The organism is Mesorhizobium sp. M7A.F.Ca.CA.002.15.2.1 (assembly GCF_003998715.1).
In the GTDB taxonomy this organism is placed as follows: Bacteria; Pseudomonadota; Alphaproteobacteria; order Rhizobiales; family Rhizobiaceae; genus Mesorhizobium; species Mesorhizobium ciceri.
This window is the reverse complement of record NZ_RZPI01000005.1, coordinates 1-22101: the sequence shown is the minus strand read 5'-3', so window position 1 is coordinate 22101 and position 22101 is coordinate 1. Positions and strand designations below refer to the sequence as shown.

The following is a 22101-nucleotide window of genomic DNA, read 5'->3' as shown; positions in this document are numbered from 1 at the left end:
GATAGTGTCAGAACGTCCCGGGAAGGCTGCAGGCAGGGGATGTCAGGTCAATCAGCCTATAGATATGATACCGCCCATTCGCTGAGACTTCACGATGGGCATAGGAGGTGGGAATTCTTGCCTTGAGATGGACGCGGCTGTCGGAGCAGGCGAGCACGGCAGCAGCGATGGCCTGAACCTTCGGGCCGCTGACAAAAACGTTCACCACCGCACGCGAGCCGAACCCGTCGAGATACGTCTCGAAAGCATCGAGGTGGGCCATCAGCCCGAAAGCCTGGATGTCGCGAACTTCGCCATCTTCGAGCCGGTGGGTTTCACGTACCTTGGCCACCTGTTGATCGAGCAAAGCATCGATATGCGCATTCTTGTCGCTTCTTGGGACGAGGAGCGAGATCCGTTCCGGACTGACGATATCGATCAATCCGTAGAATACGTCGGCATCTCCTCCGATCCCCACGAGCAGGACTTTCTCTTCGCCCATTCCTCCGCTGCCTTGAAGATGAGGGACGGTGACGTATCGGTCCAAGCCGCTGGAAAAATCCTCTTTGCCGATCGCGTTCCCGTAGATACCTTCGGCGTACCCGAATTCGAGAGACTGAATCGACATTTTCTTGAATGCCACCGCAATCAGCCATTGGATGTAGATTCGCGGCATCGTCGAGCACTCGACGAAAACCTTCCGCAGGCTTCCTTCGTATGAGCCACATGAAGCGGCCATCTGAGTGAGCAGGTGATCGAGGAGATTGATGTTCTTCTGATACTCGATGGAAGGCTCGAGGGTGATCACAGTCACTTCGACGCCCCATCGGGTACCCATAGCGATGAGCTTTCGCCGGTTTTCTTCGACGGCTGGGACGTTCGCTTCCTTCAGAGCAAAGTCCAGAACCACGATCTTGCCGACCTTCAGGTCAAGATGGTTTTCGAACGCGGCGAAACGCGTTTCCCATCCAAGCGCGACGATCGCGATATCTGCCTCCATCGTTTCGCAGGTACCTGCATCTCTCGCCTTCTCGGTGACGGCCAGATGGCCGAAGACTCGATACTCGACAGTTGAAGCGGTCATTCGAGATCGCTCTCGAAAAGCGAGTGCTGGAATTCGGTCTTGAGTGCGGGCCGCGCGACGAGCTCCTTAAACACCGAGTCGGCCCAGTCTTCTGGGAGCCGATGCCTGGTAAAAAGCAGGTCGACCATCCGCGCCGCAGGGATTGTGTTGATTTCGTACGGGCCGCGATAGGAGAACCCGAAGTAAGGTGCAAATCGCCGATGCAATCTGATCATCATCTCCTTCGATGCGGGGTCGGCGCGGTCCACCTCAAAGTTGCCGGCGGCGGAGACCTCCCGGATAAACCCATCCCTTTCCGCCCGACGCAGGACCTCGTCCAGTTTTCCGCTGGGTTGCTCCAGTCGGTTCACCAGCGAGCGCATTTCCTTTAGATCAACCCTGAAAATGCCTCTCTCTGTCGTTCCTAGAGCATTTTCTTCGGCAAACTCTGTCTGGAGGCGAGCGGTCAGGTAACCCAACGCCCGCACCATGCGCACGCTCTCTTCTTCGTACGGATGTGAAAGCGCCTGAAGTCCATCAAGCTTCCGTTGAGAGGCGGCGTTCACAGCCTGTCTCTGCTGTTCGAGATGAATCTGTAAATCCGAGTTGATGAATTCCACCAGTTTTCGTGGATCACTGGAACTCGGAACACTGCGGCGGAAGATCTCTCCCATTATATCAAGGAAATCGCGTATACAGACGTCGCTCAATGATGTGATGATCTGGTGCCCTACGTACGGGTAGTCATGCAGACGCAGCATCTGGCACGCTTTCAGAAAAGCCCATCCCTGTTTCCGGGCGATCGACCTCTTCAGATTTGAAGCATCCGCCTTGCTCATGGGCCGGCGCTTAATTTCCGGGTTCATGAGCGCGAGCGCCAGCCCTTCGGCATAAGGGCGCGCTTTTCGATCAAGAAGGAATTGCTGCTGATCCGCCGTCCTCAAATTCACGGAGAGGAATTCACGTGCTGCATCAGCAAGTGCCACAAGCTCTTCTCTGCCCTCGGAATGACCCGATATGATAACCCGCTCGATGATGTCATTGACGGAAAGCCGCCCCAGCCGGTTTTTGAGCGAAAACGCGCTGAGCGCATCGTTGCGCTCGAGATCACTCCGCAGATGGTCAGGAAGCGCATAGTACAGCCGAAGCGACGACACGTTCTCGCACAGCGTGGCGAACTCCCTCGGATCGACTGAATCAAGATTCTCGACGTCCCGGTCAGCATTCGAGAGCGACTGGCCGGGTATGATCGTCCGGATCGTGTCGTAGAGGCCGCCGATGTAGGCGAGGACCCATTTCACGTTGCCGCGCGTCTTTCTCACCAAGGTGTTCAGGAACTGCTGTTGGAGCGGTGTCAGTGCTTCACAGTCGTCAATCAGTATCTTGAAGAAGGGCGCCCTGTCACCGGCGAAAGATGGGCCATTTAAAAGTGGAGTGATCGCGGTCGCGACCTTGTTAATGATCGCGCCAGGGTCTGTTGCTCTGAAGCCGGTCGCTCCGGCATCGGCGGCAAAGAAGAACGCGTTGAAGCATTCGTCGACGTACCGGGTTATCCCACCCCGCAGCTCATCGATGCTGAAGAAGTCGAGACGGGCAGGTTGGGGTATGAAGTGCAGCACTTCGCGATGCAGTGCCAGGGCGACGTCCCTATCTTCGGAGGCCCGGTATTTCAAGTGGCCGTCGCGTCTGAGCTGGCCGATGCTCTCGAGCAGGCGTTCGACTATCTTCAGCTCCAGATAGTGAGAGAAGATTACGAATTGCCGCGGGATCACGGCGGCCGTGTCGAAGCGTATCCGCTCCGGAATGAGGTTCAGAACGGCGTTGTCGATTAGGGGCGAGAATGTCTCATTGAGCTGGAAGAAGACGCCATACCAAGCGAGCTTGCCGACTTGGTCCGAGAGACTTTTGTCTTCAAGAATATGGACTGTGGAAAGCGAGCGAAGAATGCTGGTCTTGCCGCTGCCTCTCGTCCCTGCGACGAAGACCGGCTTGGCGGCGGCAGAAATCAACGCCGACTTCTGACTGAACCACAGTATCGGGCGGCTTTCGTACTCGATCCTGTTGGGGCCGAACGGATTCTCCATCGCTATTCGTCCCTTACCTTAATGCGCCAAGCCGAGTTTGCCTTGGTGAGGCCGTCTATCTCGATGAAGCGCGCCGCTTGGAGCATCAGAAGAGAGTCTTCCAGATCTAGCCCGAGCTCGGCGGAGGCAGCAATCTCAGTGATCTCGTCCCAGAAGAGTAACCCATTCCCGCGCCTGGTGGCATGGTCGCGCAGTCGGCGCAGCAGGTCAAACGTGTCGTTGTTCAGAAAGGCCTTGCCGTTGGACATGGTCGAAATAAAGCAATGTTCGCCTTCCATGACCGTCCCGTCGGCGACATTGGTGCGGTAGGGTATAAGTCGGATGCCGACGAGCTCTCCCTGATCGGTCGTGAAGAAGACGAGCTCATTGAAACCTGACTGTATCTCTGGTGCTGAGATGCAGATCAATTTGCCGTCCGGAAACCTTGGATCGTTGACGATCTCGACCGGATCAGCATGTATGTGTCCATGCAGGTAGACGATAGGCTTGTTGCCCTGCAGCAGCTGAGTTCTGACAAATCCGCTGTTGAGCATCTCCGCGTATGGCGTAATGCGCGGAGTCTTTTGTGGCAGCAGATTGTGATGGCCGATTATGATGCCGTAACGCATGTCGGGCTGCTGGAGCAATTCCTGTAGGCCTGCAAGCATCTCACGCGAGATGTATGGCGTGTCCATCTGACCGTAATACTCGTCGTCGGACGCCTCCTTGTCTGGATCGCTGGGAGGTGTCGCGGGCGAATGTCCCGAGATGTCCGGCGAGCCGAGATCTAGAGGCTCTGTAGAAGGACTGAGTGCCTCGAGACGATCACGAAGGAACGCGGGAAGGTTTTGAAGCTCCCAACTGCCTATCGCTGTGTTGACGAGGATGAAGTTTGCGCCTGCGGATCCTGTCGGAAGTCTGAAGTGCACGGGTTGGTCCACGGGAACGGTCTGCCAACCCAAGCGGGCGGCTAAACTCGCCATTTCGCTGAATTTCTCAGTCGGTCCAAGTTCGCGCGCGTCATCACGGTTCACATCGTGATTTCCCGGTACGAATATCAACGGAAGCGCCTTTGAACTGCGTCCCTGTGCGCGGCAGAGCAACGTGAAATGCTGGAATGCCGAAGCAATGAAGGTCTTGTCGCCACGGCTCGTGAAATCCCCCATGAAGGCGATCGAATCCAAGGGCTTCGAAGTCGTCAGCCGCCGAAGTTTCGTCAAGACGGCACGCAGCGAAGACGCGCGTAGCTTCTGCGTTATTTTCGGAGCGAACTTGCTATCCTTGGCATCGATGTTGCTAGAGGAAGGATGCCAGTCCGGATAGTGAATATCGCCTACTTGAAGGATTCGCACCCGCCGCATAACTCGCCCCCCTGCCGAGAGCCATAGACTAATCCGTTCGCTTTTGCCAAGCGCGAACGATCATCCGCAGTGTCCTTAACGAGGTAGCCTGCACTTTTCGAGAATTGCCACGGCGGCTATTTTTCGGCTGTGAAGCACACGAGACCCGTGACGTGAGACCCAGTTGCTCAATGCCCAGTTGCTCAATGAGCTTTCTTACGAATAAGGGAGAATTTCCGCGGCCGGACTATCTCTGAGCGAGCGTGCATGACTGCCAACGGAAGGTCTTGCACGCACCCTTGCGATCTTGAGCAATGGTCGCCATGACTTTCTTCTTGCAGGCTTTTGAGTGGCCCAGCCTGCGATCACCAGACCCCACCGATTCTAAAGAGCGTGGCAGATGGGATAGTCGAGGTTGCCCGTGCACAGTCACGCTCAGGGCTTGCGCCGCCCAGAGGACACGCTGAAAAGGCAGATTGGGGCGCAAGCACGCCATTCACGAGAGGTTCGACATGAAGACCATGCAAGAAAAAGACATTCCGGCATTCGTACAAGCAGTTGTGGACGCCGGCTGCAAAATTTGCGCGATTGGCAACTTGGGATACGTCTTTGGCGATGCTGATTTCACGCCAGCGCAACGGAGGGCCGTCGAGCCACAGCTGCGTAGGATTGCTGAAATCTACGGCGAACGCGATCATCTCATGAACGAGATAGCTGTATATCTGCGGTCGATCGGACGCCATGTCGAGGTTGAGCCGAAGACAGGTATTTCCTGATGGCCGTGATCGCGAGAAGCCGTCTTCCAACCTCTGAATCCTAAAGGAGGTGACCCCCAAGGCCGTTCGTCACCTTCGACCAGAATAACCACATCCGTGACCGCCTGAGCTACTTGGTCGATACGCGCACATGGCCAATACAGTTTCTCCATCCTTCACGAAGCGAATGAGGCTTTGGCCATTCAGCCCCGGTCTACGGGGCGTGACTTGTCCCCGATGCATGCGCGAGCTCTCCGCCCGGCTGGCCGCCGGTCGTCGCCACCGGCCGAAGGCGCCCGAATGCGCTTGACAAGATAGCGTCAGCCCGTTCAACCTAAGGCATTCACCAGGGGAGTCCCGGCAAGGGGCTGAGATACTGCTGGCTTTCGCGGCGCAGTGACCCGTTGAACCTGATCCAGTTCATACTGGCGTAGGGACGGTGCAAGCGCTTTGCGGGAGTTTACGCCCGAGGTCCTGTTGCAGCAGGTCTACAGAAGCGTCTTTTCATCCTTCCGGCACAGAACTGGGTCTCCAATGCATGAGCAAAGGAGCCTCACGATGAATGCCCTCACCCCCGCCGTATCGACGGGACCACTGCCCGCCTCGCGGAAAATCCACAAGCCCGGCGTCCTCTACCCGCAGATCAGGGTGCCGATGCGCGAGATTTCCGTCCATCCGACGGCCGGCGAACCGCCCGTCACCGTCTACGATCCGTCCGGCCCCTACACCGATCCATCAGTCGAAACCAGCATCGAAAAAGGCCTTGCCCGGCTTCGCCACGAATGGGTCACGGCGCGTGGCGATGTCGAAGCCTATGACGGCCGCCACGTCCGGCCGGAAGACAATGGATTCGCCACCGGCGAGCGCCTGACACCGGAATTTCCGATACGCAATCGGCCGCTCAAGGCCAAGCAGGGCAAGGCGGTGACCCAACTTGCCTATGCGCGCGCCGGCATCATCACGCCAGAAATGGAGTTCGTAGCCATCCGCGAGAATCTCGGCCGCGAGGTGATGCGCGGCAAGCTGCAACGCGACGGCGAAGCCTTCGGCGCGGCGATCCCAGATTTCGTCACACCCGAATTCGTGCGCGACGAGGTGGCGCGCGGGCGCGCAATCATTCCCGCCAACATCAATCATCCCGAGAGCGAGCCGATGATCATCGGTCGCAATTTTCTGGTCAAGATCAACGCCAACATCGGTAACTCGGCTGTCACATCGTCGATGGCCGAAGAGGTCGAAAAAATGGTCTGGGCTATCCGCTGGGGCGCGGACACGGTGATGGACCTGTCGACCGGCCGCAACATCCACAACATCCGCGACTGGATCGTGCGCAATGCGCCGGTGCCGATCGGTACGGTGCCGCTCTATCAGGCGCTGGAAAAGGTCAACGGCATCGCCGAGGATCTGAACTGGGAGGTCTACCGCGACACGCTGATCGAGCAGGCCGAGCAAGGCGTCGACTATTTCACCATCCACGCCGGCGTGCGGCTGCACTACATCCCGCTGACCGTCGACCGGGTCACGGGCATCGTCTCGCGCGGCGGCTCGATCATGGCCAAATGGTGCCTGCACCATCACCGGGAGAGCTTCCTCTACGAGCATTTCGAGGAGATCTGCGACATCGCCAGAGCCTATGACGTCTCCTTCTCGCTCGGCGACGGCCTTCGTCCCGGTTCAATCGCCGATGCGAACGACGCGGCGCAATTCGCCGAACTGGAAACACTTGGAGAACTCACCAAGATTGCCTGGGCAAAGGACTGCCAGGTGATGATCGAAGGCCCGGGCCATGTCCCCATGCACAAGATCAAGCAGAACATGGACAAGCAGCTCGCAGTGTGCGGTGAGGCGCCGTTCTACACGTTGGGGCCGCTGACGACCGACATCGCGCCGGGCTATGACCACATCACCTCAGGGATAGGTGCCGCCATGATAGGCTGGTTCGGCACCGCAATGCTTTGCTACGTCACGCCGAAAGAGCATCTCGGCCTTCCCGACCGCAACGACGTCAAGATTGGCGTGATCACCTACAAGATAGCCGCCCATGCAGCCGATCTGGCGAAGGGCCATCCGGCAGCGAAAACCAGGGATGATGCCCTTTCGCGCGCGCGCTTCGAGTTCCGCTGGGAGGACCAGTTCAACCTGTCGCTCGACCCCGAAACCGCACGGTCCTTCCACGACCAGACCTTGCCCAAGGAGGCGCACAAGCTGGCACATTTTTGTTCGATGTGCGGGCCGAAATTCTGCTCCATGCGCATTTCCCACGACATCCGTGCCGAGGCCCAGAAGGAAGGCATGGCGGCAATGGCGGCAAAATACCGGGAGGGCGGCGATCTCTACATGCAGGCGGACGAGACTGGCGTACCGGTCGTGCCAGAGGCTCCCAAACCATCATGAGGGTGCTCGTCAAAGGGGCCGGCGTTGCCGGCCTCACCGTCGCTTTCGAACTCGCCGCCCGCGGCGCGACGGTCACCGTCGCCGAGATGCGGCATGGCCTTGGTGGCAACGCGTCGTGGTTCGCCGGCGGCATGCTGGCGCCATGGTGCGAGCGCGAAAGCGCGGAGCAGCCGGTGCTGGATCTCGGACGCGATGCTGCCGACTGGTGGGATGCGGTGCTGTCGGGTCAGGTGACACGGGCCGGGACATTGGTCGTGGCCGCGCCGCGTGATGCCGGTGAGCTTGACCGGTTCGCCAGTCGCACGTCAGGGCATCGGCGCGTCGATGAAAACGAAATTGCGCTCCTGGAACCCGACCTCGCCGGCCGCTTCCGGCGTGGATTGCTCTTCCCCGACGAGGCTCACCTCGACCCACGCCCGGCGATGGCGGCACTTCATGACAAGCTTGCGACCATGGGTGTCAAATTCCACTTCGGCTGCGACGCCCGGCCTGTTTCGGGATTCGCCCGTCAGATAGACTGCATGGGAATGGCAGCGGCCGATGACAGGCTGCGCGGTGTTCGCGGCGAAATGCTGATCCTTCGCACGCCTGATGTCTCGCTGTCGCGGCCGGTCCGTTTGCTTCATCCACGCTTTCCGCTTTATGCCGTGCCGCGCACCGATCACCGTTTCATGATCGGAGCGACGATGATTGAAAGCCAGAGCGCCGGACCGGTGACGGCGCGTTCCATGATGGAGCTGCTGGGCGCCGCCCATGCCCTCCATCCGGCCTTTGGTGAGGCCGAGATCGTTGAAACCGGTGTGGGTGTCCGTCCGGCATTTCCCGACAATTTGCCACGCGTCGAAACAGACGGTGAGATCATCGCGATCAACGGTCTTTATCGTCACGGTTTTCTCCTCGCCCCCGCCATGGCGCGCCAGGCTGCCGACCTGGTTTTCAGTCAAGACAGAACCAAGGAGCATGCTCATGAAACTGATGGTCAACGGCGAGGCGCGTGAGATTGCCGCCACCACGCTGGCCGAGTTGCTTGCCGCGCTCGACTATGAGGGCGATTGGCTCGCCACCGCCGTCAACAGCGACCTCGTGCACAAAGCCAACCGCGCGGAGTTCCAGTTGAGCGACGGCGACCGGATCGAAATCCTCTCGCCCATGCAGGGCGGCTAGCATGTTGGAGCTTTATGGAACCGAGCTTTCGTCGCGCCTGCTTCTCGGCACGGCTCAGTATCCTTCGCCGGCCATCCTTGCCGATGCAGTCAAGGCATCGGGCACGTCGGTGGTGACCGTCTCGTTGCGGCGTGAGATGGCGGGCGGTAGGGCCGGCGAACAATTCTGGTCGTTGATCCGCTCGCTGGGCGCCAGAACCCTGCCCAATACCGCCGGCTGCCTCTCCGTCAAGGAAGCCGTCACCACCGCGAAAATGGCGCGCGAGGTCTTCGGCACCAACTGGATCAAGCTCGAAGTGATCGGCAATCACGACACGCTACAGCCGGATGTGTTCGGTCTGGTTGAAGCCGCCCGCATCCTGTGCGAGGACGGCTTTGCGGTATTCCCCTATACCACCGACGATCTCGTTGTCGCCGAGCGGCTGCTGGAAGCGGGCTGCAAGGTCCTGATGCCGTGGTGCGCACCGATCGGTTCCGCCTTGGGACCGGTCAACATGACGGCGCTGCGCTCGATGCGCGGATATTTCCCTGGCGTCCCGCTGATTGTGGATGCGGGGCTCGGACGGCCGTCGCACGCGGCCACCGTCATGGAACTCGGCTTTGACGCCGTGCTCCTGAACACAGCGGTCGCCAAGGCGGCAGATCCGGTCGGCATGGCGCGTGCTTTCGGTAAGGCGGTCGACGCCGGTCGTGAGGCGTTCAGTTCGGGAATGCTCGAACCGCGCGACGTCGCCGTGCCATCGACACCGATGGTCGGCAGGGCCGTTTTTTCATGAAGCTCGATCCCTTCTACCTGATCGTCGACAGCGCCGCCTGGATCGAAAGGTTGGCGCCGCTCGGCGTCAAGCTGATTCAGCTTCGCATCAAAACCATGGATGAAACCGGGCTGCGCGCGGAGATCCGCAAGTCGAAGGCCTGGTGTGTCCAACACAAAAGCCAGCTCATCATCAATGATTATTGGCGCCTGGCAATCGAGGAAGGCTGCGATTTCGTGCATCTGGGCCAGGAGGATTTGCAAACGGCCGACCTCTCGAGGATACGGGCAGCGGGCGTCAGGCTCGGATTGAGCACGCATGATCATGTCGAGCTGGAAACGGCCATGTTTGCCGAGCCCGACTATGTCGCGCTCGGTCCGATCTATCCCACCACTTTGAAGAAAATGAAGTGGGCACCGCAAGGGCTAGAGCGGATCAGCGAGTGGAAGCGGCGGGTGGCGCCGATCCCATTGGTCGCCATCGGCGGCCTCAACCCCGACCGCCTCGACGGCGTCTTTGAGGCCGGCGCCAACAGCGCCGCAGTGGTCACGGACATCACGTTGAGCTTCGACCCCGAAGCGCGCACGCGAGAATGGATCGAAAAGACGGACCGATGGCGATGAGACGAGAACCGCATGTGCTTGTCGTTGGCGGATCAGATTCCAGCGGGGGTGCTGGAATAGCACGCGACATCGAGACGATCTCTGCCGTTGGCGTGCGCACCTGTCTCGCCGTCACAGCGCTAACGGTGCAAACGCACGACGCCGTGATCGAAATCCATCATTCGCCACCCAGCATGGTGGCCAATCAGATGTGTGCCGCGCTACAGGCCAACGACGTAGCCACAATCAAGATCGGCATGCTGGCGACTGCCAAGATCATTGTTGCCGTTGCCGCAGTGCTGCGCAAATTTCCGCAAGTGCCGGCAGTACTCGACCCTGTGCTGGCCTCCACCTCAGGCCGCGCACTTCTGGAAGCAGGCGCTATCGCTGCCATGAAGCGCGATTTGATGCCGCTTTGCTGCATTGTCACGCCCAACCTTCCTGAACTGGCGCTCCTTACTGGTTCCGAACCGGCTTCGGATGAGGACGGTGCGCTCCAACAAGGACAAAGACTGCAGGCCGTCGGCCCTCAGGCCCTGCTGATCAAGGGTGGGCACGCGTCGGGTCCCCGATCGGCCGATATTCTGTTACGCTCCGATCATGAACCCATCCACTTCGACACGCCGCGCCTTGCTATATCGATGCGCGGAACAGGTTGCATGCTGGCCAGCGCGATTGCGGCGCATCTGGCGAAGGCGAAGTCGCTCGAAGATAGCGTGCGCGAAGGCAAGCTGTTTGTGTTCGAGAAGCTTCAGAAATGCCGGCTGAATAATCACAACGTTCTGCGTCCAGCCAAGCAGACCCATTTTCCAGAATTTTTCCAGTAGCGAGACTGGAGGGCTACTGCTTCTCTATGCCATCCTTACAACGCGTTGAGTTCCACTGTGCCGTCCAGAATTATCTGTCGTTGTCCAGAATTAAGCCGGGCTTAGAACTGAAACGAACCCGCCGAAAGGTACGAGCGGCCCTCACTCGATAAGGGTTACCAAACCTATTCCTGTGGGCTACCAATCCGCGTGGTGGGTGGCCTTAGGTTACCAATCAGTGTGGCGTCCGGAATTATCTGCCTCTCTCCGGAATTAAGCCGAGATTAGAAGATCGGTGCGGTATTGCGCCCGGTCAAACCGTGTCGATTTGCGGCGTAGCCGACGTGTCTCACGCTTGGCGGCGTCGCACGCTGGTCCCGATTGTCGCCCGAATATCTGCCTACCGGCGACAGTGAATGCGCCAAGCTAGACCTTCGTCGATAGGGCGGCTCCGGTTTACCAATCCTGTCGTCCTAGGTTGACCAATCCGTTGTCGACCGTGAGCGGGTTTACCAATAAGGGCGGCTATATTCTGCGCAAACCCAATCACCTGATGCCAATCCAGAATTAATCGTCATTAAGGGCATTGGTAAACTCAGTCTGAAACCCCACCCTTAGCCAGAAAACTCTCCTGTTTTCAATCGCATAGCCCGCCCGCCAGCAACCGATAATTCGGGACCGGTAAACCCGTGAAAGGCCCAATAATTCCGGACGTCACACCAGTCTGCCCTTTTATGCGACTTTTCGAGCACAGACCGGGAACATCTGACCGTTTCCATTCATCGCCCAAGGCCGGTTTAGCGCTGGAAAAGCCAAAGTGCGGGAGTAAGAATGGCCGCAACGGGGCCGGAAGCCGTCGGTCAGCTTTCGGGGAGTGATCCCGGTAAGTTCGCAACTCATTCGCTTCTTTTCTGCAGTCCCCGCCATTACGAGTTGGCGGTGTCGGTCGCCGAGGGGATCAACGCCATTACTGCGGCTAGTTCGGCCCTCCGGACGAGGAATGGCATGCGCGTCGTCCCATAGTGCTTGGCAAGATGGAAGCGGTGCATGCCTCCTACGATGTGAACTTGGCCTTGGTACTCGCCGAGCAAAGGCGGTGTGACACCGCGGCCATGCAGCCATCGGTAGGCGATCCCACAGCTCTTGCTCTTGTAACGTTGATGCCAAGGACCCTTGTCCCTGCTGGCGGCGTAGGTAAGCCTGCCGCCAACGTCAGTGACATCAGCGTCGATAAGAATGAAATCCGTCGAAGCGTGGTCGCTGGGATCATCGCCGTCGAACGCGAGATAGAAGTTTGCAGGATCGCAGTCCCATATCGCAGTCAGTGCAACCGGAATGTTCTTTCTTCCTTTGCACCAGATGTCGACCTTGCGTTTCTCCTGAGCGCGGGCGACCTCGAAGGCTTCGTCTAGTTTTCCTTCCGCGACATCCATGGCTGTGATGACGTTCAAGCCAAGGGCCGTCAGACGGTTGATCTCGTCCACGTTCGCCATGCCTTCTCCTCTGGCAGCAGATTATTATCCACCGTTGGAAGATGCGGCGGCAATCCAAGCCTGAGGCACGAGGGCCTGTCCACGCCATTCCTCAATCAACTTGACTCCGGGAAGCTTGCCCCAGACGTCCTCATCTGCATGATCCAGCACGATGATCTGGAGGCGACCTTTCGCGGCCATGACCTCAGCGCCTAGGAGCGCAAAGACCTTCCTGACGGCGACCACGTCCTGATCCCTCCACGCGATGAGGTCGGGGCCCTCGTCGCCCGCCGCCCGCTTAGGAAAATAGACTTGGCTAGGTTGGTCGAAGATCAGCTGACCAGGGACTGGGTGATGAGGTTCGGCCAGGAAGTAGTGCTGCAGCGCAAGCATTAGTGCGACGTGATACGCGAGCCAATTGGCGCCGCTGCCAATCTCCCACAGGTAGTCCTCACGCGTTCCCCTAGTCACCTTGACGGTCAGGTCTTCAATCAACAGCCTAATCGGGGCCTCGGGCCACTCCGCGTCAAGCTGCGGAATCAGCCGATTGGCATGATGGGAGACTTGGTGCAACGCGTTGAATAGCTTGCGCTGGATGTCGGCCTCGGAGATCGTCTTTTGCAGCGTTGCAATATCGGCCTGCAGCGAGGTGAGTTCCTGCCGCAAATCCGACGACTGGTCGGCGCGGTCGTAGACGTGCAACGCCTGCTCCAATCGACCGAGGAAGCGCTCAAGCCTATCGAAGCGATTGGCCTCGTCTCGGGCGACGTCAGAGTCCCGTTCCAGCACCGCTATCTCGCTACGGACATCGTTCAACTCAGATAGGACCGCTTCAGCGGCGCCGCGCTGGCGCAGGATTTCCTTGTCAAGCGTGTTAGACATCGCAGGGTGGGTCCGCAGTCGGATCTCCAGACCGCCGAGGTTGTCGCAAAGGGCCAAGACCTTCTCGCGGCCGCCGTCCCCGAGTGCGACCAACGGATCGGCGAACTCGTCGGCCAAGTCCCTCAGCCACGTGGAAAGGTCCAAGCGGTCACGTTGGATGCGCATGGCGTCGCCGTACGCCTCGCTGCTCTCCACCAGACGGCGCAGTTCGTTCAGGCGCTGACGATGCTCGGTAAGTCGCGCGGCGATTTCAGTTTCCGACGCACGAAGGGTTTCCAGACGCGTCAGCACCACATCGATGCCGGCCAGGCTTGGTCGAGCAAGACTTGAGTTGCTGTTCGACACGCGCCGAAGCAGGTCAACAACGTCACTCCAGTCCTTCGGCACTTCAGTGGAGGAATCGACTAGGCCAAGTTCGACTGCCTGACGCAGCCACGCCTCCGCCTCCGCCCGCCAAGCGCCAGTTGCCGACACGATCGCGCGTAGCTCAGCCTCCTTCCGGCGGAGGTTGCGCTGGAGCCGATCGATCTCAAACCGCGCCTGGAGAATCTTTGCCGTGACCGCGCCCAGAACGTACGGGAAGATGGTCTTTAGCTTCTCCCGGTGTTCCGTCGTATCGGCCTTGAAAAACATCACGTCGGGATTGGCGATCACGTTCTGAGGTTGGAACGTGAAGGCCATGAGGTCGCGGAAGCTTGGCCTTTGCTTGAATCCATTCTCTGTACCTGGTTCGAAGTCGAGGTCAGTCAGTCCTGCCAGGCGGTTCATCGCGCGCTTGACCGTGTCGACATTGGTGGTCTTGTCGGTGATCGTCTCCGGAATTTCGACCTGTGCGCCCTCCAGCAGCACCATGTCGCCTGTGCTCTGTTGGTCCCCCGGTTCGCGTCGCGCCAAGAGCTTTTCGCCCTCCAGCGTCTCGATCAGAATGCCGAACCAGCTGCAGTTCTCGCGGATTACGCCCACCGGAATCGCGCATTTCTCCGAGCCCAGACAGTAATCAACAATAGGGATAACGGCGGACTTCCCGGTCTTCGACGCGCCGCTGATGACGTTGACGACACCGGGCTCGAACTTGACGACCCGCGGCGCTGCACCATTGCGGGGCCAAAGGATCAGTTTTCGAAGCTGGAAATACATCTAGAACTCCACCCGTAACAGGTTGGCCACCTGCGCGGTCCCCAGGTTCGAAAACCAGAAACCCAATTTCTCCGAGGCAGGTCCGAGGTGCTTGACGCGCTCTGGAAGGACGAGCCTCCTCGGTTTCGGTTCTGGTACGTTTGCTCTTAAAGTAGCATCCTTGTAATCCACGGACAGCAGCCGCCCGCTCACACCGACAGCGGCCGATTGCAATGTCAGAGTACGCAGCAGCAGCGCTCGCTCGTGGACGGCGAGGAGTTGTTCCCGTTCCTTCCCGAGCTTGGCCGCGAAGAGCGCCAGTCCAGAGGGTCGGTTTGTCGAAGTCACGATTTCGAGCGTTGCGCGATGCAGGACGATTGGCAGCACGAGAAACGCCAAGGCGAACGGCGCTGGACGTTCGTCCTCAGCCTGGAAACCTTGGCCAAATTGCCACAATGCGAAAGCCCCAAGTCCTGGATTCTGGACAAGGGCGAGGTCGCTGAGCGGTAGGTGCGATCGGCCAGCCTCAATCAAGTCGCTGGCTCCAAAAGAGTCTGGTAGTCGGGATGCCAGCCGAGGCGCAGGCCGTGGGCAAGGGCGTTGAATGATCCGTGGACGAAATGACCGGGGACGACTCGACCATCGAGTGGAGGCTGCAACTGCGCGCAGCGCCTGTAAACTATTCTACCACGAACCGTTGCGGGGTGTCCGGCCTGTATGTCGTGCACCTCTGCACTGACGTGCTCATAGCGACCGACAAGATCATCGTCCCAGTCACTTAGGTTCTTCTCAAAGATTAGCCCGCTTTCGCCCCAGATCGAGATGTCGGCGAGCGTCCTAAGGTAATCGCTAACAGCCCGGACGCACGCTTCGTCTCCCACCTCGATCAGCTCGAGTTGGCGGACGAAGGCGGGACGGTCGGCGATCAATTGTTCGATGGCCTCGACAGGCGGTTGCTTGGTGAAAGACGACAGCAGCCCTGGAAGGTTGTTCTTCTGAACAAATGCTCTTTGCTCGGCCTGAAACGCGTCCACGTCCAAGATGGCGGGCTTGCCAGCTCTAATCAGCCTGTCCGCCGCCTCCTTCGCAGCGCCGATCGCGCGTTCGCACACTAGGTCGATGATGAGCGGAGAGACCGTCGGCTTGAAGATCGCGCGTATCGGATCGACGGGATCTGCATCGACGCTGATAACGGCGAGATTCTTGACCAAGGCGGCGCAATGAGCCGCATCAGCGTTCAGGAAAGCTTGGACGTCGGCGTCGCATGCCGGTGCAGCTTTCAGCTTGCTGTGGGCTTTGGCGAGGTTAGCGACCAGCGCCTCCACGTCGGCATCTGTTTTCGCGTCGTTCAGCGCGATCGCGAAGGCACCCGCCTTCACCGGTGTGACATATAGCCGGAAATGGCTGGTCGCCGGGTCGATCTCTCCCGCCGCCATGAAGCTGAGCCAGTTGGCCAGAGACTTCCACAGGTCCGCAGCCCAGTCGGATATCGGATTTTGCTTCAGTGCGCTCTTGCTTTGCTCAAGAACGACTTCGCCGCCGACCAGGTGAACCGCCACATCGTCTAAATGTTCAAGAGAGACCAAGGCGCCGCTAGGCGCGTTGAGCAGGTGAAAGCAAAGGCGTACAGGTTGAAGCGCATAGCCGAGGTATTGGCCAGCGGCGCTGTGTTTTCCCGTTTGCGTCTTCGCGTTCATTGCCCATCCCGTTCTCCCGAGTCGCACCGGAAGAAGCCAGTAACGATATTGGTATAGTTCGCCGTTGTTTACAATTGGCGCCCCGGCGATAGGACGGCTAGGCGCGATACAATTGCTGTTTAGGGCCAGCTCTCGAAGTCCAGATTCGGCAGGACAATGAATTTGCAGGACGTCCATTATGGGCACATCGGGGCCGTCTATGGCTCGGGCGATATGTCCGCTTTTGGACGAACGCGAAGTTTGCCGGAACGTCTGACTTTGGGCGCATACTTGCCGTCAAATTCGGCGTCCTTCACTGGTTCGTTCACGTATTCCGGAGAAAATTACTGTGCGAGTTGATGGATCCTCGTTCCCGGTACGACAGCCTCAGCTATTTCACATAGATGCTTATGGTGCGTCAGGTAGATGACCTGACCTGTGTTTGCCATCGCTCCGAACAGCCTGAAAACCTCCTCCGAGCGAATATGGTCGAACGTCTCCATGATGTCGTCGGCGACGAATGGGACCGAGGGCCGAAATTGCGCGAACTCGTAATAACCGGCGAGTCTTAGGGCAAGGTACAGCTGAAATCGTGCACCCTTTGAAAGCGCTTCGGTGACCTTGGATTGCCCGTCACCCTGCACAGCAATGAGAACCTCACCACCTCTTACAGGCTGGGTTGTCAGCCCCGAATACTGGCCACGCGTCATTAGCTTGAACGCGTCTGATGCGCGCGCCATCATGCCGGAGCGATGGCTCTCACGGTAGATCCGCAAAGCATTGCCAGCCGACATGATGCCAAGCTTCAGCTCTATGTAGCGAACGGCCTTCTCCTCGATTTCCAGCAGGGTTGTGCGCCGTTCAGCATCCAGGCGTGCAACCGCACTATCACCGCCGATGGCGTCCAGCTTGTCGGCCGCGCGCGTCTGCCGGATCAGCTGTTGCTGGATGGTTTCATCGAACAGGCGAAGCCGCTGCTCACCCTCAGCCTTCTCGACCGCGAGGCCGTCGAAATCGATCGCGTCCAGGATCGAGCGGGCCTGCTCGAATCCGTCGACCGCGAGCTCCGCCACTATCCGTTCCTCAAGTTCGGCGACGGTGGTGCGCAAGCCATCGCGCTCACGCAACAGCTCATCGCGTTCGACTACCTCGGGCAGAGTGGCGACACCAAAGACGCCCAGCACCTCGTTCTTGCGGCGTTCGTGTGCCAAAATCTCAGTGTCGAGGATGTCGCGCGCCTCCTTGAGGCGCTTCAGGTCGTTGCCGAGGCTTGCCTTCGTTTCACGTGTCCGCTCGGCACGCTCTAGGCGCTCGGCAAGGCGGATGGCCAACTGCTCCGGGTCGGTATCCTTCGTCGGCTCGTCGGCTTCAACCGCAACGGCGATGACCTCGACCAGAAAATTGGCCCTGTCGGCCTCCATCTTGTCGATACGCAGCTGCAGGTCGTCCCGTTCCTGCAGGCTTCTTGAAAGTTCGGCCAATTGATCGAGCACAGTGCCGACGCCGGATGCGGAGAGCCCGCTTTCGAGCCAAGTTCCCTTGAGTGCTTCGGTAATGCCGGCCAGCCATTCCTCCTCGCGACGCTCCGCCACACCTACTGCAACCCGTCGTGCCGCTAGATCCTCTTCTTTGGAGCTCACCATTCTGAGCGCCTCGGCATACTCGGCGTCCACCTTGCGCTGCCGATCCAGAAACGGCTCCGCGATGGCCATGATTGCTTCGAGGGTGTCGTTGGACTCTGATACAATGCCGACGCTTCCCAGCACTGCTCTCATTTCCAAGCGTATCTGCTCGCCGGCGTCAGCGGCTCGCTCGGCCTTCAAGCGAGCAAGTTCGATCTGCTCCCAGGCAGCGAGCGCATCGCTGCGCGCCTCGATCTGATCCTCGATCCTTTCGATCAGGCGCTCAGACGAAGGTTCCACGGCGTCTCCGAGCAGGTCCCTGGCGGCCGCGCGGATTTCCAACAATTGGGTATCCACATCCTTGCCGAGCTGTGTGCGTTGGATGCCGTTGCGTGACAGGTTGGCCGCGGCCTCGGCCAGCTCGCGCGTAGTTGCCCGGATCTCAGCCAGATCCGCCGCGCCGGCCAGCCGGCCTGCGCTGGCAATGTCATCGCGCGCCAATGCCACGGCGAAGTCGTCAGCGGTGTCACCGGTCAGCGCTGCGCGGTGCGTTGCCCACGCATCATCGCGAACTCGGCGGATGGCGGTAGCCGCTTCATCGTCGACAATGTCGCCCGAGGCACGAAGGGCATCCAATCGTGCGGCGAGCATGGCATGGTTGCCCTCGTATTCAGCAAGGCGTTCGGCAAGTACGGCGGTGTTCCTTGCCAGTTCTGACGCTACCGTCTTCCAGGCGGCAATCTGCCCGGCGCTCGGAACCGCGACGTTGGCGAGAGCGAGGGCATCTCCGTTCCATGGACGCAAGCGCGCGAGCGCCGCCTTCCATCGGATTGTTCCCGCATCTTCCGCCTCGCGAGCCGTCCTAATCTCTGCCTGGTGTCCGCTTGCTCGCGCTTTCGACAAAGCCGAGCCCAGCCTTGCCCTGGCAGGTTCGGGCACCGCCCTTTCCTCGCCGACCCGCTGCCTTGCCACCTGCAGCGCATCGAGTGCCGCCGCGGCTTCGTCGCGAGCGGCACGCATCCCGGTAGCAATCCCGGACCTCTGCTCGACCATGGCGCGAACGACGCCAACGGTGACGGCAGGCAGAAGCAGCGCGCCAGGATCCGCCTCGGAAGATCGGCCCAAGGCGGCAAGGCAGCTCGCCACGCTGTTGTTGAGGATTTGCAGCTCCATCCTGCGAGTGGGCAAGTCAAAGCCAGCCGCGGTATGGCGCACCTTGCTCTCCGCCAGCCCGCGAATGCGTTCGGAAATCGACAGGATCGGTTCGTCCTCGTCGACCGCAGTGACTTTTTCCGCCAGGCGCTCGGTCTCGTCGATGTTTGCGGACAGCCGCGTTCTGAGGCTGGCATCGTCATCGATCAGTTCGGTGACACTTCCCGTCGATGTCCGGGCTGGGGAGGCGATGTCCGGCAGCTGATCCAGCCGGGCAATCTTGCGCCGGATATCCGCCAGCATCGGCGCAGCACGCACGTAACGAGCAAAGGTATCCAGCCTGGCCACCAGCACCGCCCGATCGCTGATGGTTCGGCCGTACTGCTGCGCTGCATCGAGACGTTCGGCCTCCAGGCCCTCGTAGGTTGATGCAAGGGTGTCGATCGCATCCCTGCGCGACTTTACGTCAACAAGGCGCTTCTTCAACAGCGCCAGTTCGGTTCCATGCGCCTGCTTCCGATACAGAGCGTCTGCTTCGGCCTCGAGGGCGTTCAACGTATCACTTGCGTTCCCAAGACCGGCGCTGGCCGTGAACAGAAGCTTGCCGAGGTCGCCCCGCGACTCCAGGATAGATTTTCCGCCGGCTTCCAACGTCTCGTCATCGAGTGAGAACATCGTCGTGTAGGCGTCGCGCGACAGACCGGCGAGATGCGCCGTGATCGCCACCTCGCTTACCGGTTGGCCCGTCGCATTCAATAGCGAATTACTGCGCTGTTTCGTACGCGTGAACGTGTGTTCGGAGCCGGCCAGTTCCAGCACCCCGCCGATGCGCATGGCACTGTACTCGTGCAGGAAGTTGTAGCGGCTCCGTTCCTCGATGCCGAACAGCAAGTCTAGATAGGCCGAAAGCGCAGTCGATTTGCCGGCCTCATTCAGGCCAAACACGATATGCAGATCAGGTCCGGATTCCGGTTTGGGTCCGAAGTCGATCGAACGATCGGTGAACTTTCCATAACGAATGAGGTCAAGGCGCCGCAACCTCATGACGATCCACCGGCCTTAAGGCGGGCAGTCACCAAGTCCGCGCCCTTGGAAAGCACCTGATCGAGGAACTGTTCCAGCCCGGCTTCGTCCGTCCCAGCAAAATCCCGCCCGTCGGCCGGAAGGTCGGCGACCATCTTTTGGACGAACGCCCTCGCCTCAGCGCGGAAGGCCTCCGAGGTGGCATCGGCACGCATTGATTGCTCGAGTTCGAAAATCGGATCAGCAATATCCTCGGCGGTCTCCGTCCGAGGCGGCGCGAGGTCAAGCTCGAGCTTCTCCACCCACGTATGGCCTAGCTGTTCCGCAGCCTGTTCGGCTTCGGCAAGAAGGAGGTCCCTGTCGCGGATCAGCGCCCACATCAGTGGTGACGTTCCTGTCAGGCCAATGCGAGCCACAGCATGACGCGATCGGACGGTTGCCCGCATCTCTTCGAGTGCGAAGCGAACACGCGCGACGGCCTCGGGCCACTCCACCGCTCCGGTAAGGTCGACGCTCACCCGTTCGAACTGCGCAACGCTGGTCAGCCGTTCCTCGATCTCCACCGAACGGTCGTGGCGCACCGTCACCAGGGTGACTGATTTCTCACCGGCCTCGTTGATATCCCTCCCCTGCGGTATTCCCGGCATCACCACGGCACTGGCGCCAGGATGGACTTGGCGAGCATGGATGTGGCCGAGGGCCCAATAGTCGAAACCGTGGGCGTGCAAGTCAGCGATGCTGCAGGGCGCGTAAACGTCGTGACCTGGCGATCCAGCCAGACTGGTATGCATGATGCCTATGTTGACGGCCCCTTCACGAGCCGCCGGATATTTGGTTAACAGGCTGTCCGGCGCCTTAGGGTTCGCAAAGCTCAAACCATGGAATACGACGTCCAGACCGCCGGCTGTCTGCAATACCGACTGAGCACGACCACCAAAGATGGTAACGGTGTCGGGAAATACCAGCTGTTTGGAAATCCGCGACAGGGCGTCATGATTACCGCGGATCTTGAAAACCATGATGCCGGCCTGGTGCAGGCGTGTCATCTGCGCGCCCAAGAACCGCGCTGTCTTCATTGAAGTCTGGTCGCCATCGTATAGGTCGCCAGCAATGACCAACGCGGCCACACGTTCCTCAAGGCAGAGATCCACTATCGAAACGAATGCCTGGCGGCTGGCGTCGCCCACCAGCCCGGCAAGATCGGGATTTCGCATCGCCAGCGAACGAAGCGGCGAGTCGAGATGAATATCGGCCGTGTGTACGAATCGAAATGCCATTCGGCCTCCGCCAGCAAAAGAGGTGTTCCGAGCTTCGACAGAAATTGCAACGAGGGCGCTGCAGCGCCCCGTTACACTTCAGCTAATTTCTCGCTCGCGGATTCGCCGGCCACCAACAAGCCGTCTTGGGACCGTAACACTCCTTTGGCAACCAAATCGGCGACCCCAGCTGAAATCAGCTGCCTTAATTGTGCGCTTGTGGCTTTGAAGCCCAGCATCCTGGCAACGCCTGTGGCGATTTCTTCCTCTGTCGCACCGAGGTTGGATTTCACGACTTCCATAGCGCCTTGGGCGACCTCGTCCTGCGCAATCATTTCGGGCTTGCGCAATCCAGCGGACACGACCCCACTGCGATCCCTGAGACGAACAGGAACACCTGGCTTGAAGCAGAAGTTGCCTCGACGGGCTACTGAACCACCTCTCTGTGCTATGCTTACCCCCCGCTCGATTGCATCCTGAATCCTGCCACCGGCCCGCTGCAGACCCCAGGCGTCCCGAATACGCGAAACTATTTCGTCGACATGGATTGGCGTTTCTGTAGCCACGACCTGCTCGACCAGTCCGGCCATGATTCCGCTGGGCGTCTCGTGGAGTTCGAACGATCCCGGTCGCTTTAGTTCGGCCTCTTCGTAGGCTCGATTGGGTGTCTCGGATCCGTTTGTGCTTTCGAGACCGATTTCCGTCACGTTGCCTCGGTCGACCGTAACAACCTGCACGGCTACAGCTCGATTTCTCTGGACCCCCAATTCGGCCCGCTCATCGAGTTCTTTTCTGGCGGCCTCAATCGCTAGTATGGTTCGCTCCAGCTGCTCACGAGGCCGTTGGAACCAGTCAGCGCTCCAGATGCGATGGATGATCCAACCATGGTCTTCCAGAACCGACTGCCGAAGCCGGTCTCGATCTCTGGCCGAGCGAGATGAGTGATATTCTGCGCCATCGCATTCGATGCCAAGAATATAGC

At 59.5% G+C, this 22101-nt stretch carries 17 protein-coding genes and 1 riboswitch; of the genes, 7 read left to right on the top strand and 10 right to left on the bottom strand.

Going from position 1 to position 22101, the window contains the following annotated elements; genetic code table 11:
• Positions 1-7: 7 nt before the first annotated feature.
• Genes ENZ74_RS00840 through ENZ74_RS00830 form a run of 3 tightly spaced genes read right to left on the bottom strand, consistent with a single transcriptional unit; the run spans position 8 to position 4466 of the window.
• Entirely contained in the window at positions 8-1063 is a 1056-nt protein-coding gene (locus tag ENZ74_RS00840; RefSeq protein ID WP_063169411.1) for a hypothetical protein, read from the bottom strand.
• Positions 1060-3126 (bottom strand): hypothetical protein, encoded by a 2067-nt coding sequence (locus tag ENZ74_RS00835; RefSeq protein WP_063169412.1) that lies wholly within the window; start codon positions 3124-3126, stop codon positions 1060-1062. The genes ENZ74_RS00840 and ENZ74_RS00835 overlap by 4 nt, the downstream gene beginning before the upstream one ends.
• Positions 3127-3128: 2 nt before the next feature.
• Positions 3129-4466, bottom strand: a complete 1338-nt coding sequence (locus tag ENZ74_RS00830; protein WP_063169413.1) for a metallophosphoesterase — start codon at positions 4464-4466, stop codon at positions 3129-3131.
• A 491-nt stretch (positions 4467-4957) separates the two neighbouring features.
• Here ENZ74_RS00830 and ENZ74_RS00825 point away from each other — a divergent pair, with 491 nt between their 5' ends.
• The 7 genes from ENZ74_RS00825 (at position 4958) to ENZ74_RS00790 (ending at position 10941) form a co-directional block, all read left to right on the top strand.
• Positions 4958-5221 (top strand): hypothetical protein, encoded by a 264-nt coding sequence (locus tag ENZ74_RS00825; protein ID WP_082826710.1) that lies wholly within the window; start codon positions 4958-4960, stop codon positions 5219-5221.
• Positions 5222-5538: 317 nt separating this feature from the next.
• Positions 5539-5655, top strand: a riboswitch (TPP riboswitch).
• A gap of 103 nt (positions 5656-5758) precedes the next feature.
• Positions 5759-7594 carry a phosphomethylpyrimidine synthase ThiC gene (gene thiC, locus ENZ74_RS00815; RefSeq protein WP_063169414.1) on the top strand — a complete coding sequence of 612 codons (1836 nt, stop codon included), beginning with the start codon at positions 5759-5761 and terminating at the stop codon, positions 7592-7594.
• Positions 7591-8592: a glycine oxidase ThiO gene (gene thiO, locus ENZ74_RS00810; protein ID WP_063169415.1), complete on the top strand. Its 1002-nt coding sequence runs from the start codon at positions 7591-7593 to the stop codon at positions 8590-8592. Before thiC ends, thiO begins: the two co-directional genes overlap by 4 nt.
• Entirely contained in the window at positions 8561-8758 is a 198-nt protein-coding gene (gene thiS, locus ENZ74_RS00805; RefSeq protein ID WP_024504260.1) for a sulfur carrier protein ThiS, read from the top strand. Before thiO ends, thiS begins: the two co-directional genes overlap by 32 nt.
• Before the next feature lies 1 nt (position 8759).
• Entirely contained in the window at positions 8760-9533 is a 774-nt protein-coding gene (locus tag ENZ74_RS00800) for a thiazole synthase (RefSeq protein ID WP_024504259.1), read from the top strand.
• A complete protein-coding gene (locus ENZ74_RS00795; protein ID WP_063169416.1) occupies positions 9530-10135 on the top strand; it encodes a thiamine phosphate synthase in 606 nt (201 codons plus the stop codon). The genes ENZ74_RS00800 and ENZ74_RS00795 overlap by 4 nt, the downstream gene beginning before the upstream one ends.
• The gene (locus ENZ74_RS00790) at positions 10126-10941 is read left to right on the top strand and encodes a hydroxymethylpyrimidine/phosphomethylpyrimidine kinase (RefSeq protein ID WP_063169417.1); all 816 of its coding nucleotides are present in this window, start codon (positions 10126-10128) and stop codon (positions 10939-10941) included. Before ENZ74_RS00795 ends, ENZ74_RS00790 begins: the two co-directional genes overlap by 10 nt.
• A gap of 905 nt (positions 10942-11846) precedes the next feature.
• On the opposite strand, the gene ENZ74_RS00785 is transcribed toward ENZ74_RS00790, so the two are convergent.
• The 7 genes from ENZ74_RS00785 to ENZ74_RS00755 all read right to left on the bottom strand — a co-directional run.
• A complete protein-coding gene (locus ENZ74_RS00785) occupies positions 11847-12413 on the bottom strand; it encodes a hypothetical protein (RefSeq protein WP_063169418.1) in 567 nt (188 codons plus the stop codon).
• A gap of 24 nt (positions 12414-12437) precedes the next feature.
• Positions 12438-14411: a DUF3732 domain-containing protein gene (locus tag ENZ74_RS00780; protein WP_063169419.1), complete on the bottom strand. Its 1974-nt coding sequence runs from the start codon at positions 14409-14411 to the stop codon at positions 12438-12440.
• A complete protein-coding gene (locus ENZ74_RS00775) occupies positions 14412-14924 on the bottom strand; it encodes a three component ABC system middle component (RefSeq protein WP_063169420.1) in 513 nt (170 codons plus the stop codon).
• Entirely contained in the window at positions 14921-16087 is a 1167-nt protein-coding gene (locus ENZ74_RS00770; protein ID WP_063169421.1) for an ABC-three component system protein, read from the bottom strand. The genes ENZ74_RS00775 and ENZ74_RS00770 overlap by 4 nt, the downstream gene beginning before the upstream one ends.
• 323 nt (positions 16088-16410) lie before the next feature.
• On the bottom strand, positions 16411-19884 hold the full coding sequence (locus ENZ74_RS00765; protein ID WP_063169422.1) for an AAA family ATPase: 3474 nt from the start codon (positions 19882-19884) through the stop codon (positions 16411-16413).
• A complete protein-coding gene (locus tag ENZ74_RS00760; RefSeq protein WP_063169423.1) occupies positions 19881-21140 on the bottom strand; it encodes a DNA repair exonuclease in 1260 nt (419 codons plus the stop codon). Before ENZ74_RS00760 ends, ENZ74_RS00765 begins: the two co-directional genes overlap by 4 nt.
• Positions 21141-21211: 71 nt before the next feature.
• The coding region (locus tag ENZ74_RS00755) for a DUF3320 domain-containing protein (RefSeq protein WP_127312638.1) at positions 21212-22101 on the bottom strand (890 nt) is incomplete at its 5' end.

What these genes read in the sequence shown, in the direction of transcription:
- ENZ74_RS00840 (WP_063169411.1), bottom strand. Translation starts at nt 1,063, where the DNA reads ATGACCGCTTCAACTGTCGAGTATCGAGTCTTCGGCCATCTGGCCGTC.
- ENZ74_RS00835 (WP_063169412.1), bottom strand. Translation starts at nt 3,126, where the DNA reads ATGGAGAATCCGTTCGGCCCCAACAGGATCGAGTACGAAAGCCGCCCG.
- ENZ74_RS00830 (WP_063169413.1), bottom strand. Translation starts at nt 4,466, where the DNA reads ATGCGGCGGGTGCGAATCCTTCAAGTAGGCGATATTCACTATCCGGAC.
- ENZ74_RS00825 (WP_082826710.1), top strand. Translation starts at nt 4,958, where the DNA reads ATGAAGACCATGCAAGAAAAAGACATTCCGGCATTCGTACAAGCAGTT.
- thiC (WP_063169414.1), top strand. Translation starts at nt 5,759, where the DNA reads ATGAATGCCCTCACCCCCGCCGTATCGACGGGACCACTGCCCGCCTCG.
- thiO (WP_063169415.1), top strand. Translation starts at nt 7,591, where the DNA reads ATGAGGGTGCTCGTCAAAGGGGCCGGCGTTGCCGGCCTCACCGTCGCT.
- thiS (WP_024504260.1), top strand. Translation starts at nt 8,561, where the DNA reads ATGAAACTGATGGTCAACGGCGAGGCGCGTGAGATTGCCGCCACCACG.
- ENZ74_RS00800 (WP_024504259.1), top strand. Translation starts at nt 8,760, where the DNA reads ATGTTGGAGCTTTATGGAACCGAGCTTTCGTCGCGCCTGCTTCTCGGC.
- ENZ74_RS00795 (WP_063169416.1), top strand. Translation starts at nt 9,530, where the DNA reads ATGAAGCTCGATCCCTTCTACCTGATCGTCGACAGCGCCGCCTGGATC.
- ENZ74_RS00790 (WP_063169417.1), top strand. Translation starts at nt 10,126, where the DNA reads ATGGCGATGAGACGAGAACCGCATGTGCTTGTCGTTGGCGGATCAGAT.
- ENZ74_RS00785 (WP_063169418.1), bottom strand. Translation starts at nt 12,413, where the DNA reads ATGGCGAACGTGGACGAGATCAACCGTCTGACGGCCCTTGGCTTGAAC.
- ENZ74_RS00780 (WP_063169419.1), bottom strand. Translation starts at nt 14,411, where the DNA reads ATGTATTTCCAGCTTCGAAAACTGATCCTTTGGCCCCGCAATGGTGCA.
- ENZ74_RS00770 (WP_063169421.1), bottom strand. Translation starts at nt 16,087, where the DNA reads ATGAACGCGAAGACGCAAACGGGAAAACACAGCGCCGCTGGCCAATAC.
- ENZ74_RS00765 (WP_063169422.1), bottom strand. Translation starts at nt 19,884, where the DNA reads ATGAGGTTGCGGCGCCTTGACCTCATTCGTTATGGAAAGTTCACCGAT.
- ENZ74_RS00760 (WP_063169423.1), bottom strand. Translation starts at nt 21,140, where the DNA reads ATGGCATTTCGATTCGTACACACGGCCGATATTCATCTCGACTCGCCG.